Origin of the sequence: Marinilabilia sp., from assembly GCF_016278715.1 — a bacterium.
In the GTDB taxonomy this organism is placed as follows: Bacteria; Bacteroidota; Bacteroidia; order Bacteroidales; family Marinilabiliaceae; genus Marinilabilia.
The window spans coordinates 42188-60447 of record NZ_JADQBH010000131.1 but is presented as its reverse complement, the minus strand read 5'-3'; the positions used below and the strand labels follow the sequence as shown (position 1 = coordinate 60447).

Sequence of the window (18260 nt, the reverse complement as noted above, 5' to 3'; positions counted from 1 at the left end):
CAGTCGTGCTGTCCTGGCGGGGCTTCTGCAGTTTACCGAGGCTTCCAATCTTACTACTTATACTTTTGGACTTCCGGGCTCTTTCGATTATGAAATTGCCGCAAAGGTTGCCAGGTTTCTGGGAGTTCCTAATATACGTATTCCTCTCGACAAGTATGAATATTCGCTGGATGAATTGATTGAAACCTCCCGGCGTATGGATCATCAGGCTCTGATGTTCTATCATGCTCCGCTCCGTTTTGTTGAGCGGGATTTTTCCGATGGGGTACATTGGTCGGGATTCCTGGGCGAATCCATTACAGGGGATCATGTACAGGGAATTTTGGCTGCTTCTCATGAAGATGCGCGCACAAACTTTCTGGCTTTCAATCGCTATATTAAAAATGAGGATGTTCGGCTATTGTCAGGCGGCGTAGAATACTCCCTCGATCACCTGAGGGTGCCTCAGCCGGAGCAAGGATTCCTGACGTTGGAAGAGGGGTATGACTTGCTCAACAGACAAAATAAGTACATTGCTCCGCATGTGATGCTTCAGGGTTTTGAACACCGGGCACCGTTTAATCATCCCGATTTGATGGCTTTTTTTCTGGGATTGAAAGAAGAACAAAAACGGAATCAGAAATTTTTCAAGGAGTTTCTGCAATGGTGGAAACCCCGGTTATTTGCATTGCCGGTAAAAAATAATATTGGTTTTCCGTTGGGTGCAGCGGCATGGCGCCCCAAAGTGAGAAGGAAGTATTTTGCATTGATGCAGCACATGAAAAACTGGAGGAATCCGAAACTTAACTACTTCGATTTTTCCAGAGAGTTGATTGATAATCCGAAATTTAAATCTTTAGTTGCTGACCAGCTGGGCGATATCCAGGCAAGAAAAATTCTGCCGGATGTGATAAAACCAAATGTTTTATGGAAGGAACATCAGCAGGGACTCGCTGACCATGGCCGTTTGATCCAGGGAATCGCCTCCCTGGAAATTCATCTTAAAGCCGGGAAGAAGCTTTGAGTGATGATAAAAATATATTTGCAGGCAGGCGACACCGTTGGGTGTTTCTAATTTGCTGAACAGGAGGTTGTTATGGAAGGAATGAGATTACCAAAGGTTTCGATTGTCACCCCATCTTTTAATCAGGGTGAATTTTTGGAAGAGACGATGCTTTCAGTACTCAACCAGAACTATCCCAACCTGGAATATATAGTGGTTGACGGAGGCTCAACGGATGGAAGTATTGACATTATTAAAAAATATGAGAATCGTCTGGCATGGTGGGTTAGCGAGCCCGACAACGGTCAGAGTGATGCCATCAACAAGGGATTTTTGAGGGCTACCGGTGAGATTTTTAACTGGGTGAATTCCGACGACCTAATCTGTCCCGGAGCAGTCAGGATGGCGGTACATTTTCTTGAGAAAGAGAGCGCTGTTGAACTGGTTTTTGGTGACCGGCTTGTGATTGATAGGGCATCAACGGTTATTGAAGCTTACGAAGCGCCCTCCTATTCTGATTGGTTTCCACCTTTATTGGCCAAATTACCTCAGGAGGCAGCATTTTTTACAGCCAATATCTGGAAAAAAGTTGGTGGTCTGGATACATCACTCGATTACGTGATGGATACAGATTTGTGGTATCGGTTTAGGGAGCATACCCGGTTTTTCCATATCCCAATGTTTCTGGGAATGTATCGAAAACATTTACAATCCAAGTCGGTGTTTGGGATGGGGAGTGCCCAAAAACTCAATGACAAAGCGGCGTCTGAATTTAAAGCAAGGCAAAAAAAATATGGAAATTTTCTTTCCGCTGGTTCTTCCCTTCAAAAGACGATGGGCTTTTTAAATCAGGTGAGGCTGGTTTATGAAAAGAACCGGCGGTTTCGGCGGCTACTCAAAGAGGAAGCATACCGAATCGGATTTGATGTTGAATAGAAATTAGTAAAGAAAACTATGAAGATTTTATACGTAGCAGAAGCTACCATGCCGGGTCAGAAAGCAGATAGTATTCATGTGATGCGCATGTGCCGTTCTATGGTGAAAGCAGGACATGAAGTGCGGTTGCTGGCATTCAAGGGCAATTCTTTTGAATCTATGGAGAGCTGTTTTGAATATTATGGAGTGGAGCCTATGTTTCAAGCCCAATTTATCAAAGCTCCCGGTTCGGGGCGTATGGCTTCATTGGCGCTTGGCATGACGGCCATGAAAGAGGTTTTGAGGTGGAAACCCGATTTGGCTTATACCAGGACGGTTACTTCTGCCTTCTTTATGTCCAGGGTTACCCGCAACCTGGTGCTCGAATCGCATACCTTCTTTTTTAAAGCTGCCAGAGTGTTTCATCGTTTCTTCTTCAAATCAGTTATGCAAAGGAAATCGCTTAGAGGAATGGTTGTAATCTCGGCGGCTTTGAAGAAAATGTATGCTAGTGAGGGTTTCAGTGACAACCGGCTTTTTGTGGCGCACGATGGTTCGGATGTGGTGCCCCGGGATGAAACAGAAAAGCTTAAAGGAGATCACGATTTGAATGTGGGCTATTTTGGAAGTGTATTTAAAGGGCGGGGGATCGAGCGAATACTGGAAATGGCCAAAGCCCGCCGCCGGGTTGGTTTTCACTTTTTCGGGGCAGAGAAAGGGGATATGAAGGTTTACGGTCATCTACCCGGTAATTGCTATTTCTATGGGTTTATTTCTCCTTCAGAGGTCTATCGGTACCGGAATGTTTGTGATGTATTGTTGGCTCCTTATCAGCAGGAAGTTTATGTTTCCGATAAACAGGCATACTCTACCAGTATGTTTATGTCACCGCTGAAAATCTTTGAATATATGTCGGCAGGGAAAGCTATAATTGTTAGTGATATGCCGGTGCTGAAGGAAGTTTTATCTCCAAAACAGGCCATTCTTGTTGACCCGGAAGACTCACAAGCCTGGATTGAAGCGTTGGACCGATTGGAAAGCAATCCGGCTCTCAGAAAAGAACTTGGTTCGGCAGCTCTTGAAACTTTTATGAAAAAATATACCTGGGATCAGCGTGCCAGGGAGATTGTAGAGTGGTGTTCATCCCGCCTGAATTGATTAGTTTGGCATTAAAGATGCTTTTTAGATCGGGCTCTTTGATGTAGGATGTTTTAAAGACGAGACAGATGAGAGTGTTAATTGTAATAGAAAGCCTGAGAGACGGGGGCAAACAAAGGCAGGTGGAAGAGTTGGTTAGAGTATTGGCTCTCAACCCGAAATACCGGATTTTGGTGTTTATCCTGAAAGATGAAATTCATTTCAACAGGTTACTGGATATGGATCGGGTGGAGGTTAAATATCTTCATCGGGCGCATAAAAAGGATCCGTTGGTGTTTGCCAGGTTTTACAAAGAAGCATCAAAATTCCGACCTGATGTAATTAATAGTTGGGGGGGGCTGCCCAGTATGGTGGCGCTTCCATTTCGAATTTTGAAGGGTGTGCCGCTGGTTAATGAGATGGTGCAGAATTCGAGACTTCCGGTCTTTTCCACACAGTGGTTCCGGGCAAAAATCTCGTTTCTGTTTTCCAACGTCATCATCGGGAATTCTCAAATTGGGATGGAGGTTTATAAAGTACCCAAAGCAAAAGGAAGGTTGATTCGTAACGGAATGAATATCGACAGGATAAAAAAACTGAATAATCATGCCCTGGTGAGACGGGAATATCATGTGTCTGCCGATAAAAAGATAGTGGGAATGGTTGCAACTATTGACTGGCGTAAGAATTTTCCTATGTATCTCAGGGCAGGAATTGCCTTGTTGGAAAAGCGCCGTGATGTGGTTTTTTTTGTAGTGGGAGATGGACAGGATCGGGCTAAGCTGGGAGAAATGATTCCGGACGAATTGAAGCATTTCTTTGTGTTTACGGGTCGAATCAATGATGTGGAGCAGGTGGTTAATATTTTTGATGTGGCGGTACTGGCATCTTTTGGAGAAGGAACCTCCAACAGCCTCCTGGAATATATGGTTCTGAGAAAGCCTGTGGTGGCCACCGATGTTTTTGGAATTAATGAGGTGGTTAGGGAGGGGGTTACGGGGCATCTGGTGCCGCAGGATGATTTCATCAGGATGGGAGACAAAATAAGTGAATTGCTTGATAATCCCGGACTGGCGCGGAAAATGGGGGAAAATGGTTATGAGTATGTGATTAAAGAGTGTTCTATCGAAAAACTGGTGTCGGAACATGAGGTTGTATTCAGAGAAGTAACAGGAAAAGCTTAATAGGATGATGGTGAAAACGTATTGGAAAAATATAGTTGTATTTCTTTTTCTGGCAGTTATTCCAGTTGCTTCAAGTGGCCAGAATATCTTTCCTGGAGCCGAGGGGATGGGAACTCAATCACCGGGGGCCTATGGCGGAAGCGAACTGCCACAAATTGTGGTTGTGGATAACCTGCACGATTCAGGCTCCGGCTCACTCCGGCATGCCCTTAATCGCCCATTCCCAAGGATTGTTGTGTTTGAAGTCTCAGGAGATATTTTTCTGGAGAGTCCTATTGTGGTTAGGGTTCCTTTTTTGCATGTTGCCGGTCAGACTGCTCCGGGGAAGGGAATTGCGGTATGGGGACATCCTTTTGTAATTGGAACCCATGATGTGTTGATTCAGGATATGCGTTTTCGATTGGGCTCAGGGCACCAGAAACAATCCGATTGTGCAACCGTACGGGGAACTTCTTTGCGCACTTTCAATGTGGTTTTCGACCATTGCTCTTTTGCTTTTGGCCTTGATGAAACGCTTACCATTCTGAATGCCGGACCGGGGATTACCATCAGCAACTCAATAGTGGGTTATTCACTTGATGGGTTGGAGCATTCCTGTGGTCTCCTGGTGCTTAATTCTTTCAATGTGAGTCTGATACGAAATGTGCTGGCTTTCAATGGCGACCGGAACCCTACCATACGCGGGGATTCGCGCAAGGTGGAGGTTATCAATAATCTGATATACAATTCTGAATCACACGCCATATACCTAGGAAGCAGAGGCCCACGAAATTATCCTGTGGATGTTATCCTGAAGAGCAACCATTATATTACAGGCCCCGATAATATGAATCGTTTCCTGCTGTCGGTGCATGAGCAAGTGGCTGATTCACTAAATGTTTTCTGGTCCGACAATACCACATTGCATAAAGGCCGTTTGCAGAGAAGTTATGATTTGCAGCTTTTTGATAAGTCCAATCGGTTTACACCGGTCAGCCAGACTCCATTCACCAGTTCAGTCGATCTTGTTATTTGCTCTGATGTTCTGGAAGATAGCTTGTTGTCCTCCTCGGGGGCCCGCCCACGGAATCGGGATGCGGTGGATAGCCTTTTGGTATCCAATATCAGACAAAGAGAAGGGAATATAATTAAGGATGAGGAAGAACTGGGAATTCCGATGACTCTCCCTAATGAAACAAAAGGATTTGAAATACCGGACGATCCACATCTGAAGGATGCAAATGATTTTACCAGGTTGCAGAACCATCTTCAGAAGATGCTGGAAGATAAAAGTAACCCATTCGCAAGGGAGAAATAGCTGAAAGCTGAAAGATGGGAAATAGAAGTTCGCGGCCGGCAGTAGCAATTAACCGCGGAACGGTGACAGCACGGCAGAAGAAAGATTTAACGTAAAAATAAGCTGTGGAGCTGCGGCAGATGTTAGTTGCTCGAAGCTGGAAGGGAAATTAAAGTCCATTTTGCGACATACCCGAAAGACAAATAGAATATACAAGGGTTATGTTTTCAGGGGGCTGGAATTTCACCTGGATAAAAGATAAGATAGAGAGGTTATTTGGTTGCCCAATAGAAAATCACAGACTCAGTTCACAATCATTTAAGCGGCAAAACCATGCAAAAAGAGATAGTCATAGCGTTCGAAAATTCTTCCGTTGCTCCATGGTTTGCAACGGCTCTGAAATTTTATGCCCGAAACAGGAGTGTGAAAATTTTCCTGTTGCTGATGAGCCCAAAGAGACGAGGACAGTCCTGGGTGGAAAAAATATTTTTTCGCCGTTTTTTTACGATTTTTGGATATGAAAATATTGCAGAATCCTTTGATACGTTGGAGGAAAACATAGATATTCCGCTACTGGGATTTGTGTCAGGCAGGTCGCAAAATTTTCTTACAGCAACTCTTGGTCCGGAGAAATGTTTTTTTGTGGCAAAGGGGAATTTGTTTACTTCGCCTGGTTTCCGGGGCTTTTGGCATTATATTGTTCAGTTCTTCTCGTTCGGACGTCCATTGGTTTTTGAGGATGCGGAAAAGAAATGTTTTTATCATGCCTGGTTTCAAACCAGGGCATTCAGGTTTTCCCGAAACGTAAAATATCTGTGTTTCAATATTGAGAAGATCCTCGACTATATGGTCTTTGGCACTCCTCTGGGGTATCCCGTTTCCGACCGGCAATTTCCGAAAATGAATCTCTTGAAGAAATTTGCGGCTTATCCTTTCTGGGAGTTTTATCACAAAGGGAGGAATAAACTCTTCAAACCCCGCTGGCATCTGGTTCAAACAACCGTTGGTGCTTTACGGGACAACAAAAGGTTAAAAGGAAAATATCTGGATTCACTGGACGATGGGGGGTGGGCAGATCCGTTCCTGATATCGCACGAGGGAAAAATATTCCTTTTTGCCGAGCATATTGTTAATGGGAAAGGACAGCTTGCAATTTCGCAATACAATCCGCAATTGCACAGAATTGAAGGTAAGCCTGTCACCATTCTGAAAACAGATACACATTTGTCGTATCCCTTTGTTTTTCGGGTGAAAGATGACTGGTATATGATGCCCGAGAGCAGTGAAGCCAGGGAACTGGTTATTTACAAGGCAACTGATTTTCCTTATAAATGGGAGCGCTTCAGAGAGGTTTTTAAAGATGGTGACTGGCTGGATACTACACCTTTTTATTATCATGAGAAATGGTGGATTTTTTCAAATCATAAACCTTCGGAGAATGCTTCCACCTATCAGGAGTTATATCTTTTTTATTGTGATGATATTCTTCAGGACCAATGGATTTCACATCCCCAAAATCCTGTTGTTTCGGATAACCGGTGTGCCCGTCCGGCGGGGCCGCTGTTTGTTCGTGATGAAAAACTTTACCGGCCCGGACAAAACTGCTCCCGAATTTACGGGGGAAGGGTGAGTCTGTGCGAAGTAATAAAACTTACAGAAACAGAGTACCAGGAGCACTGTGCAGAGGAAATTTATTTCCCGTGGTACAGTCGAAAGACTTCCTTTCACACGCTAAATATCATGGGTGATTTGGTAATGGGAGATTGTAAATTTTAACCGAACCGGACTGATTTTTTTCTATGGTAGTAGCAGTATTTATTAGACAATTGAGTTTAGGTGGGGCCGAGAAGCAAAGTTTGTTGCTTACTCGTGAGTTACGAAAGCATTTTCCTGCTTTTCTGGTGGTTTGGACAAATAAAATTGTCGCCCCCGAATATCAGCGGCTTATTGAGGAGGATAAATTGCCTGTTGTTTTTCTTAAAGGTTCATCAATAAGCAAGTTTATTCAGTTTTTTAGGTTGATGAGGAGTGAAAAGGTTTCACATCTTTTTAATTTTTTATTAATAAATAATTTTGCAGGCGGTTTGGCCGGACGTCTGGCTGGGGTAAGAAAAATATTTGGTGGCATCCGGAATTGCGACATTGTTCCGTCCAAATTGCGTTGGCAGAAGTTTCTACACAATCACGTTTCGCATCACACCATTTTTAATAATCATGCAGGGGCAGAAAATCTGGCTCTTCGTGGTTTCAGAAAAGAGAAGATGCTGGTTATTCACAATGGAATTGATGTGAATGGTATGGCCCATAAGGAGGGTGGAAATGCTAAACTCACAATACTGACCGCTTCGAGATTCCTGCCTCAAAAAGACCATTATACCGCTCTTTTGGCTATCAAGGAACTGGCGCAAAAGAACAGTGGCTTTCGGTATGTATTGGCTGGATATGGGGCTCAGGAGGAAGAAATCAGGCAATGGATAAAGGTATTGGACATTCAGGACTATGTGGAATTGCTTATTGCACCTGATAAGCTTCCGGAAATTTTTCATAAGGCATCGGTTTATCTTAGCACTTCCTTACGGGAGGGACTTTCCAATTCTCTGATGGAGGCACTGGCAGCTGAGCTTCCCGTGGTGGCTACCAACGTGGGCGACAACAAATATCTGGTGGAGGAAGGAAAAAATGGTTTCCTGACCAATGTGGGCGATGTAAAGGCTATTGCTGATGCTCTCGCCCGGTTGCTGGATGACAAGGAGCTAAGACTGAAAATGGGCCGTTATGGATATGAAAAGTTGAAAGCAGAATTTTCAACATGCTCTTTTATTAGTCATTATCTGAGTCTCCTTGAAACAGGCCGTTAGAAGAAATCTAAACGCCAAGTAATACAACGCTGAAGCGACGGATTCCAAAAGACGCAAAGATTTTATCGGTAAGGAGTTGAAATTAATAATTGATGCCTTGCAAGTAGGGGATAGTCAGCCGCTTTAAGCCCTGTCCTCCGCGATTAAATAAACTATTTGAACGAAGTTATGGTTAAAAACAAAAAAAGCGAAAAACCCAGAATAGCAGTTATCGGATTGAAGGGACTACCTGCATACGGTGGTTCAGCAAGGGCAGGGGAAAATATGATGTACTTTCTGAAAGACAGTTTTCATTTTGTGGTGTTCAATACCGATACACATACCTCTCGGAAATCGGGTGTTTACGGTGGCATTGAGCAGATAGTTTTTAAAAGGTTTTTTATTTCCCGACTCAATGCCATGTACTATTATTTTGTTTCTACTTTTTATTGTTTGTTTAAAGGCGATTTTGATGTCGTGCATGTTTTTCACGTTGATGCGGCTTTTATTGTTCCTATGCTGAGGTTGCGTTACCGGGTGGTTTCGGGACATCGGGCCCGTCCGCAATTTGCTGCCAAATGGCCTTACCTGGTGAGGCAGTATTTTGTTTTCATGGAGTGGCTCTTTTTTAAAATGCCTGCCGATGTGGTTACTTCTGTTAGTAAACCGGTTGCGGAGCTGTTTCGTGATCGTACCAGCCGGGAAATATTATTTATCCCCAACGGAATCGTTTTCGACAATGAGCCTTTGCCCGAAATTGCTGAAAAAGATTATGTATTGTTTGCCTCCGGACGTGTTATTGCTTCCAAAGGTGTTCATGTGATGCTGGAGGCCTTGATTAAACTTAATTATCGTGGGCGTGTGCTGATTATTGGCAACAGGGAACATTCTCCCGACTATTCCAGGAAGCTTGGAAAAATGGCCCGGACTCTTGATGTTCGTTTATTGATATCATTAAGGATAAAGCTCTTCTAATGGCCTATCTGAAGAATGCCAGGATGTTTATTTTCCCCAGTTATCATGAAGGAATGTCCAATATGTTATTGGAGGCTGTGTCGGCTCAGGTACCTGTAATCTGCAGCGATATACCCGAAAATACTCAGGTGTTTGAGGAAGGCGAGGTGTTGTTCTTTGAAGTAGGCAATGCCGACAGATTATCGGACAGGATAAGTTATCTGCTTGATAATAAAGAAGAGGGAGATAAAATAGCACAACGGGGCTATCAGCGATTGTTGCGCGATTATGACTGGAAGATAATTGCCGGAAGGTTTGCTGACATCTATTACTGGCTGATTGAAAATAAAAAACCCCTGAAGCGCCGTAATGATGCACTCCAGGGGTAATCTTCAGTTTTACTATTTCAACAATTCGGTATTGTTTACAGGGCGTAATCTCCTGCAAGTTCGTTTAAATACATCTCCAGATTGGTATAATAGGGAGAAAGTGTGTAAGCAACGGCATCGTTACTCGAATCAGGATTCAAATCTTTGCTGATTTCCCACTTGTCGGGGATGCCGTCTCCATCACTGTCGGCAGGAACAGTGCCCTGGAATTGTGATGGATAACCACCCCTGTCTCTGGGTGAGTCAACAAAGTCTCCTGAATGAGTGCGTGTTTCGTTTATGATTCTTCCATCAACATCATCCACTATGGGAACTCTTGTGCCCACGTTATTCAGTACATAACCTTCCACTTCACTAATGCTCTTGATGTTGGAATACTCTGATTCCCATCCGGCAGGTGCTTTAGTCATCATGAAGCCAGCAAAGAAATCTGGATTATCAAGGAAAGAGGTACTAACCTTTTTAAGTGGGTTGATGTTTCCACCATCGTCCAGATAGTTTTGGTCGATAAAGAAGGTTGAACCATCCACCAGATACCAGTTCCCGGTACGATACAATGGTACGTCAGAACTAACACGTCCTTTACGATACATGTTTCCGTAAATGACTGCATCGTTGATGGGGATTTGGTCTTTAAATATCTGAGTATGTGTTCCATATCCGGGACGCATGGGTCCCCAGTTGTAGATCAGGTTATTGACCACATGGACATTTCTTGTGTTGCTTGAAATAAGTGGATTCCGACCGTAATTGTGAGCGAAAAGGTTATTTACAATCGAAATGTTGTCCAGGTCATTAAGCATCAAAAGTCCTTTGGAATGCTCACCTTCTTCATGAAGACTGTTGGATAGTGCTTCTGCAACGATACAGTTTTGCATGGTAAGGTTATTGGTGCCTGTCGAAAAAGAAACGTTTTCATCAATTCCCCATGTAAAAGAAACATGGTCGAGCATAATATTGTGACAATTTCTGTCTTTGTAAATGAAAAGTGCATCTCTATCGGTAGGAGGTGTCCCGTTTTGATCATCTCCCGGCCTGATTCTGATGTGACGAATAATTACATCGTGAGTTTCAATCTGAATGCCCGAGTTTTTCAGGGTTATGCCTGAGCCGGGAGCCGACTGGCCCGCAATGGTGATGTACGGGTCTTTGATTTTTACCCATGTATCCAGTTCGATAATTCCTGATACTTTGAATAATACGGTTCGTGGTCCGGTGGCTACCTCTAACGCGTAGCGTAAGGTACCGGGGGCACTGCTGTCATCCAGAGAAGTCACGTATATTGCCCGACCTTCACGTCCACCTCTGGTGAAGCGACCGTATCCTTCTGCGGATGGAAAAGCTTTGGTTTCAGAAAAAGCGGGTACCATATAGCTATCGTCAGAAGTGCTTGTAGTATCCTGTGGTGTTTCCTCTTGTTCTTCTTCCTGTTTTTGAGTTTCTTGTTCAATACTTTCTTTTGTCATCGGATCAGTCACCGGAGTGATATTTTCCAGTTCGCAACTCCATATTAACCCAATTACCCCAATGGACACAATGGTCCTGTTCAAAAAGTTGTTCTTCATGGCCTTTTTTAAGTTTTTGATAATTCAATTGGGGTTTATTACGGAGAAGTACGAAAAATGTTATTTCGTCAATTATAATATTAGGAGAAATGTGTGTGATATATTTTTGAGAGGCGTGAAGGTATTGACCTTGGAAGAAGTTTGTTAAAAATGGTTAAAAATACTTGTCTTATAAAATGAGCTATTCGTCAAAAAGCACTGATTTTTACAAAAATAGAGCATTTTGTTTTATAGCATTTCCGGCATTCGTTAAATTTTATTTTGTCTTTCATTATCTCTGATTGGTCAAAAATTACTGGACAATTATACCTCAGAACCTTACTTTTCAGGCATTGTAAGTATGAAAAAAAGAAAAGTCATGAAGAAAAGATTGAAACTGCTTTTTAGTATATTATTTGTTATGATTGTATTTTCTAATTGTCAAAATTCTAATTCCGGTGATATGAAAGACCAAAACAAACAAAGCGTGATATTTCTGCATCATAGCACAGGGAAAACCGTTTGGCAGGGAGGCAATAACTTTGTTACAAAGGTGAAAGGAAAACTTGGGATGAAAAGTGCTGTGGAGAAGTGGTTTAACCGATACAATAAGGAAAATCAAACATCCTATGAAATAAAAGATTTGGAGTTTCCAAAAAAGCAACCTTATGGATGGAAAAACTATCCGTTCGATTATTATAATATCTGGGTGAAGAACGGAGACCAGGATTTTTATATGGGGGAGCCAACTCTTAAAACGCTAACACCGGAATATGATCTGATTGTTTTGAAACATTGCTTTCCGGTGAGTCGGATTGTTTTTGACGGCGAGGTTTCGGTTGATGAGGAAATAAAAAGATTTGAGAATTATAAACTTCAATATCAGGCTTTGAAAGCAGAGATGTTGAAGTATCCGGATACAAAGTTTTTGTTGTGGACCCCATCGGCTCTTACCAAAGAAAGTACAACACCTGAATCAGCAGAGGCTGCAACATCCTTTTCAAAATGGGTAGCTGAAGAATGGGATCAATCCGGAGACAATATTTTTATCTGGGATTTTAGGTTGTTGGAAACGGAGGGGGGAAATTTTCTTTTGCCAAAGAATTCGGTTGGACCTAAAGATTCACACCCGTCACACGCATTTGCACGTCGGGTTTCTCCTCTTTTTTGTAAAAGGATGGTGGATGTGCTGGAAAACAGAGGCGATCAGGAAAGTACCACAGGGGAATAAAAGGTGGGGGTTAGGATGAAGTCATCAATGAGTGTAGAATAAAAAGTTATATCTTTTGTCATAACTAAGGCTTAAATTAGTGAAGAGTCTGACATTTAAGATGCTTTTTTTAAAGGACTCATCAATCTCTCCAAATTCAAATGTATGCAAACCAAAGCAACATCAGAATGAAGTTATTAGTGAAACTAATTCTCAGACTTTCAAGAATTCTGCCTTCAAGTTCATTGCGGATATGGATGTTGAGAAAAGTGGGGGTTAAAATTGGGAAAAATTGCAGGCTGTTTAAAGCCGATTGGGGTACAGAACCCTATTTGATAGCCCTGGGAGATCATGTGGCCGTGTCCAACAACGTTCGATTTTTGACTCATGATGGAGCCGTCTGGGTATTTCGACCCGAATACCCCAATCTTGATATATTTGGCTCTATTAAGGTAGGCAATAATGTGTGCCTGGGCTTTAATGTCCTGTTGTTGCCCAACACCGAAATTGGCGATAACTCTATTGTGGCTGCCGGAGCTGTGGTAAAGGGGAAGATACCTCCCAATTCAGTGGTGATGGGCAATCCTGCTAAAGTTGTAATCTCAATTGATGTGCAAAAACGTCTGATGCTCATGAGCCGCTTTAAGTTTGATTCTAAAGGAATGACATATAAACAAAAGAAAAAGATGCTTTCCGGCTTTTTTTGGCCGAAAAATAGCCAGGGCTGAAAAGTTCTGTTGTCACTATTTAGAACCATTTCATGTAAATATTTGGTTCTCCTGACAAATAAGGCTGGAAAATGATGGCCACTCCCTTTAACTTGCTTTTAATATTAATGCTTTTTAATTCTCAATTATCCACTTTTATTATGTCTATGAAGGAAGAAATAAGGGACTACATTGCTGAAACATCTTTTACCGATGCCCAACAGATCAAAGAGGAGACGATGCTTTTTGAGGAAGGAATTTTTGATTCTATGGGATTGCTCAATCTGATTGCTTTTCTGGAAGAAAAATATGGTGTCAGAACGGAGGATACCGATCTAATGGAAGAAAATTTTCAAAACCTTAATGCGATAGAAAATTATGTGATACAAAAAAAACGGTAGTGTATGTGTGGAATCGTTGGTTTTTCCGGAGATGCAGGGGGGAATGACCGGGGGGCTTCTGTTCTGAACAGAATGTTGTCACGGATAAGGCACCGGGGGCCTGATGAAGCCGGTGTCTTTTTGTCACGCGACATAAACCTGGGGAGCGTGCGCCTGAGTATTATCGACCTGGTTTCCGGACAACAACCTTTGTGTGATGATTCCGGACGTTACTGGATTACTTTTAACGGTGAGATTTTTAATTATCAGGAACTCCGGATCCAGCTGGAGCAGTTGGGATGTCATTTTAGAACCCATAGTGATACGGAGGTATTGCTTTTGGCCTACCGTGAATTTGGAGCTGATTGCCTGAATAAACTTAATGGTCAGTTTGCTTTTGCCATCTGGGACACCCAGAAACAAAGCCTTTTTTTAGCACGCGACAGGGTCGGTATTCGTCCCTTGTTTTATACCATCCACGATCAACATCTGGTCTTTGCTTCCGAAATTAAGGCGCTATTCGAGTTCCCCGGAGTTCAACGACACCTGGATTTCTATTCTTTGCAGCAGGTTTTTACTTTTTGGACAACTTTATCACCACGGACAGCATTTGAAGGGGTGCACGAGTTGCCTCCCGGTCATTTTATGTTTTTTGAAAAAGGCCATGTCCAATTGAAAAAATACTGGTCTCCTGCTTTTCCGGGATCAGAGGAACGTTTTAAGGGAACAATGGATGAAGCAGGAGAACAACTGGAATTTTTGCTGACAGATGCTGTAAAACTACGCTTGCGTGCCGATGTACCTGTTGGATCTTATTTGAGTGGCGGACTGGATTCCTCAGTGATTGCTTTGTTGATTCGGGCAAATGCACCAAAAGAGTTGTTGCAAACTTTTTCTATTGGTTTTTCCGATAAAGATTACGATGAGGGTGCTTATCAGGATAGCATGATTGATTTGTTGAAAACCCGCCATCATAGAACTTCTTGTTCTTCTGATGATATTGCAAAGGACTTTCCAGCGACGGTTTGGCATACGGAAATGCCTTTGTTGCGAACCGCTCCATTACCTATGATGCTTCTTTCCCGTCTGGTTCGTGAAAATAATATTAAGGTGGTAATGACCGGGGAAGGTGCTGATGAAATGTTGGGGGGATACAATATTTTCAAAGAGATGCAGGTTCGTCGATTCTGGGCCCGGGATTCGGGGTCGTCTCTGAGGCCATTATTATTGGGGCGTCTTTATCCTTATTTGCCCCAGCTGAAGAAGATGTCTCCAAATGCCCTGAAGTTGTTTTTCGGATATCGCTTACAGGATACCAGTTCAGTTCTTTATTCTCACCTTCTTCGCTGGAACAATACTTCTAAAATACGGAAACTGATGCGCCCCGGCCTTGAAGATGGGCTACGTTTGGTTGAAAAACTTGAGCAGGAGTTGGCTCCACTGTTGAGCAATCAGACAGACCTGGCTAAAGCCCAATATCTGGAATCAACCATTTTCATGTCCGGTTATCTGTTGTCGTCCCAGGGCGACCGGATGGCCATGGGCAATAGTGTGGAGGGACGCTACCCGTTCCTGGATTACAGAGTAATGGAATTTTGCCATTCGTTACCCGACAACTACAAACTGAATGGATTGAAAGAGAAGGTTCTGCTCAAACACCAATTTGGAAACCGACTGCCCCGGCACGTTGTCGAAAGAGCCAAACAGGCTTACAGAGCGCCCCTTGCAGCTCCTTTTTTGCAATCTTCTAATACTTACGATTATGTTTCGGAGTTGTTGTCTGCTGATGTTTGTAGAGCAGCCAGTGTTTTCGATGAGCGTAGTGTGCAAATGTTGACTGCCAGACTGATGCAGGGAAATAATCATTCCGAAGCCGACCAGATGGCTTTGGTGGCTGTGCTCTCTACTCATTTGTTGTGGAAACAATTTGTCGATGATTTTAAACCGCTGAAAGCCAAGGATATTGTTAATGCCGAAGTGCGCAACTTGCAAACCATAAAATCCTGATAAAATGGGTCAAACTAAAGTTTTTTCCAAACAAATACTGAAGATAAAGAAGCCCGAAGTTCTTCTAGATAAGATATGTGATAAACTCAAAAACGATGTTTTTCAACGTTTTCGTCGGCAGGGAGGAGTGGTTGGCATCAGTGGCGGAATTGATTCTTCGGTAACTCTGGCTATTGCAACTCGTGCATTTGGCGCGGGAAAAGTTTTGGGTGTTTTGTTGCCCGAGCATGATTCCAGTCCCGATAGTAAAAACCTGGCTCTTGAACTGGCCGGTAAATATGGGGTGAAAACCGTTGAAGAGAATATCAGTAAAGCCCTGGATGGTTTTGGCTGCTATCGGCGACGCGATGAGGCTGTGAAAAGTATCGTTCCGGAATACAACCCTTTAACGGATAAGATGAAGATTGTTATTCCAAAAGAAATTTTAGAAAAGAAGTTGCCTCCCGTATTTTATGTAACCGTAATTTTTGCCAATGGCAATCAGGTATCCAAACGGCTGAGTCCATCAGCCTATCTGCAAATTGTGGCGGCTTCAAATTTTAAACAACGAAGCAGAATGTCCATGCTCTATTATCACGCCGAAGCAAATCATTATGCGGTTATTGGAACACCCAACAAACATGAAGTGAAACAGGGTTTCTTTGTAAAATTCGGGGATGGGGGAGCCGATGTGATGCCTATTGGAAGTTTGTATAAATCCCAGGTGTATCAATTGGCCCGATATCTTGAAGTTCCGCAAAGTATTATTGACCGCACACCCACCACCGATACTTATACCGCCGAACAGACACAGGAAGAATTTTTCTACCAGATGTCCTTTGAGAAAATGGATTTGCTGTGGTATGGATGGGAAAACGGGTATTCTGCTGAAGAGGTAGCTTTGACATTGAGTATGACTGAGGATGATGTGTTGAACAACTATGCCAACTTTGAGCGTAAAGTGAAAACAACCGATTACCTGAGAAGTTCACCTTTACACGATTATGACTTTCTGGACTGAGGATGGGCAGATGCGGTAAGTCCTGTGAATCTCTGAACTCTATATTTACGGGACATAACAAGGGTTTTTACATGAGTTGTGAGTTCCATCCGATCTTAACAATCCAATTTTATAACGATGAATGCTGTCGATTATTTTTTCCATAAAACCTACTTCCTTGAAAAAGAGGTGCTTGTTTCCTCCCGGGAGAAAAAAAGCTACAGGGAACTTTCAAGCATGGTTAACGCCCTCTCGCTTTGGTTGAGGGAGAATTATGAGCAGGGAACTCCGGTTTTGCTGCTGTCTCCCAATAATGTCTTTTTTGTCGTTGCTTATCTGGCCATTATGAAGGCAGGATGTGTTTGTGTTCCCGTTAATCCGATTGTTGAATCGGCCGGGTTTCTGTTTGTTACAGAAAAAACTAAAGCCTCCATTGCGTTTTTGCATTCTACGGTGGCAGCACGACTGAAACCTGAGATTGCGTATTTGGATGAACAGAAAACCGAACAACTTCTGAATTCCCTGGAGCAGGGAACTTATTTGCCCGGGCCGGAATTGGAGACAAATGCACTGGCACAGATTATTTTTACTTCCGGTTCTACCTCGGTGCCCAAAGGGGTCATGTTAACTCACGAAAACTTGATTGCTAATACCACCTCCATCCTGGATTATCTTCATCTTACCGAAGATGACACTATGCTGGTGGTGTTGCCGTTTTTTTATTGTTACGGTTTGTCTTTGCTGCATACGCATTTGAAAGTAGGAGGAACCCTTGCTTTGAACAATAATTTTATGTTTCTGGGAAATGTTTTGAAAGACCTGCAGAAGTATCGTTGCACTGGCTTTGCAGGCGTTCCAAGCCATTTTCAGATTTTGTTGAGGAAATCAGACTCTTTTCGCAACGGTCATTTTCCCGATCTCAGATATGTAACCCAGGCAGGGGGAAAATTACACAAGGCATTTATTCTGGAGTTTACAGAACTCTTCCCGGATATAGCGTTTTTTGTGATGTACGGGCAAACAGAGGCAACGGCACGCTTGTCGTATTTGCCACCCGAATTCTTGCCGGAGAAAGCCGGCTCCATCGGAAAAGGGATTCCCGGTGTCGAGTTGAAAGTGGTGGATGATAAAGGTTCTCCGGTGAAGCCCGGACAAACCGGTGAGATTATTGCTTCGGGGAAGAATGTGATGAGGGGATATTATGAGGATATGGAAGCTACAAGAGCCACGTTGAAGGATGGCTGGTTACATACCGGCGACTTGGGCAATATCGACGAAGATGGTTTTATCTATCTGACAGCCAGGAAGAAGGAGATAGTGAAGGTGGGCGGCAAAAGGGTGAGTCCCAAAGAGGTAGAAGAGGTTATCGTGAGTATGCCCGGAGTGATTGATTGCACCGTACAGGGAGTGGAGCATGCGGTTCTGGGGGAGGCATTGAAGGCCACGGTGGTGACCAGGTCGCAAAATGCAGTCTCAGTAGAGGAGGTAAAGGCCTTTTGTTCAGGCAGACTGGCTGCTTTTAAAATTCCGGAAGAAATTATCTTTAAAGATCACATGGATGTCAGTTCCACAGGAAAAAAAGTGAAGGGGAATCTGTGATAATTCCGTCAATGATTCCTGGTCATTCCTCAAATCCAACGGGCGTGAACGGTGTTTTGACTAATCCAAGTAGAATTGATTCTAAAGACCTAATTCTTGTTGTTAGAGGAGATTTTTATCCTAAATTACGTCATTTTTTTTATTCTGTTGGTGTAACATT

At 43.1% G+C, this 18260-nt stretch carries 16 protein-coding genes; 15 read left to right on the top strand and 1 reads right to left on the bottom strand.

Features of this window, described 5'->3' with window-relative positions; translation table 11 throughout:
• The 9 genes from QZZ43_RS08505 to QZZ43_RS08465 form a co-directional block, all read left to right on the top strand.
• Positions 1 to 1003 (top strand): hypothetical protein (locus QZZ43_RS08505; protein ID WP_291857920.1); only part of this gene is annotated, 1003 nt, incomplete at its 5' end.
• A gap of 81 nt (positions 1004 to 1084) precedes the next feature.
• Positions 1085 to 1918: a glycosyltransferase family 2 protein gene (locus tag QZZ43_RS08500; RefSeq protein WP_291857918.1), complete on the top strand. Its 834-nt coding sequence runs from the start codon at positions 1085 to 1087 to the stop codon at positions 1916 to 1918.
• An 18-nt stretch (positions 1919 to 1936) separates the two neighbouring features.
• Positions 1937 to 3055 (top strand): glycosyltransferase, encoded by a 1119-nt coding sequence (locus QZZ43_RS08495; RefSeq protein ID WP_291857915.1) that lies wholly within the window; start codon positions 1937 to 1939, stop codon positions 3053 to 3055.
• 68 nt (positions 3056 to 3123) lie between these two features.
• Positions 3124 to 4218 carry a glycosyltransferase gene (locus QZZ43_RS08490; RefSeq protein WP_291857913.1) on the top strand — a complete coding sequence of 365 codons (1095 nt, stop codon included), beginning with the start codon at positions 3124 to 3126 and terminating at the stop codon, positions 4216 to 4218.
• A gap of 4 nt (positions 4219 to 4222) precedes the next feature.
• Positions 4223 to 5515, top strand: coding sequence for a pectate lyase (locus QZZ43_RS08485; protein WP_291857911.1), 1293 nt, complete (start codon positions 4223 to 4225; stop codon positions 5513 to 5515).
• A 312-nt stretch (positions 5516 to 5827) separates the two neighbouring features.
• A complete protein-coding gene (locus tag QZZ43_RS08480; RefSeq protein WP_291857909.1) occupies positions 5828 to 7270 on the top strand; it encodes a formyl transferase in 1443 nt (480 codons plus the stop codon).
• 23 nt (positions 7271 to 7293) lie between these two features.
• Complete coding sequence (locus QZZ43_RS08475) at positions 7294 to 8352, top strand: glycosyltransferase (RefSeq protein WP_291857907.1); 1059 nt, start codon at positions 7294 to 7296, stop codon at positions 8350 to 8352.
• 168 nt (positions 8353 to 8520) lie between these two features.
• On the top strand, positions 8521 to 9306 hold the full coding sequence (locus QZZ43_RS08470; protein WP_291857905.1) for a glycosyltransferase: 786 nt from the start codon (positions 8521 to 8523) through the stop codon (positions 9304 to 9306).
• Positions 9306 to 9674, top strand: coding sequence for a glycosyltransferase (locus tag QZZ43_RS08465; RefSeq protein WP_291857903.1), 369 nt, complete (start codon positions 9306 to 9308; stop codon positions 9672 to 9674). The genes QZZ43_RS08470 and QZZ43_RS08465 overlap by 1 nt, the downstream gene beginning before the upstream one ends.
• A gap of 35 nt (positions 9675 to 9709) precedes the next feature.
• Here QZZ43_RS08465 and QZZ43_RS08460 read toward each other — a convergent pair whose 3' ends face one another.
• Entirely contained in the window at positions 9710 to 11239 is a 1530-nt protein-coding gene (locus QZZ43_RS08460) for a pectate lyase (RefSeq protein ID WP_291857901.1), read from the bottom strand.
• Between the two features lie 358 nt (positions 11240 to 11597).
• Between QZZ43_RS08460 and QZZ43_RS08455 the strand changes: the two genes are divergently transcribed.
• The 6 genes from QZZ43_RS08455 (at position 11598) to QZZ43_RS08430 (ending at position 18100) form a co-directional block, all read left to right on the top strand.
• Positions 11598 to 12449, top strand: a complete 852-nt coding sequence (locus QZZ43_RS08455; RefSeq protein ID WP_291857899.1) for a hypothetical protein — start codon at positions 11598 to 11600, stop codon at positions 12447 to 12449.
• Between the two features lie 167 nt (positions 12450 to 12616).
• Positions 12617 to 13156, top strand: coding sequence for an acyltransferase (locus QZZ43_RS08450; RefSeq protein WP_291857897.1), 540 nt, complete (start codon positions 12617 to 12619; stop codon positions 13154 to 13156).
• Positions 13157 to 13296: 140 nt separating this feature from the next.
• Positions 13297 to 13536, top strand: a complete 240-nt coding sequence (locus QZZ43_RS08445; protein ID WP_291857895.1) for an acyl carrier protein — start codon at positions 13297 to 13299, stop codon at positions 13534 to 13536.
• Between the two features lie 3 nt (positions 13537 to 13539).
• Positions 13540 to 15522: an asparagine synthase (glutamine-hydrolyzing) gene (gene asnB / locus QZZ43_RS08440; RefSeq protein ID WP_291857893.1), complete on the top strand. Its 1983-nt coding sequence runs from the start codon at positions 13540 to 13542 to the stop codon at positions 15520 to 15522.
• A gap of 4 nt (positions 15523 to 15526) precedes the next feature.
• Positions 15527 to 16522, top strand: a complete 996-nt coding sequence (nadE, locus tag QZZ43_RS08435) for an NAD(+) synthase (RefSeq protein ID WP_291857891.1) — start codon at positions 15527 to 15529, stop codon at positions 16520 to 16522.
• A 117-nt stretch (positions 16523 to 16639) separates the two neighbouring features.
• Entirely contained in the window at positions 16640 to 18100 is a 1461-nt protein-coding gene (locus QZZ43_RS08430; RefSeq protein ID WP_291857890.1) for a class I adenylate-forming enzyme family protein, read from the top strand.
• Positions 18101 to 18260: the final 160 nt, after the last annotated feature.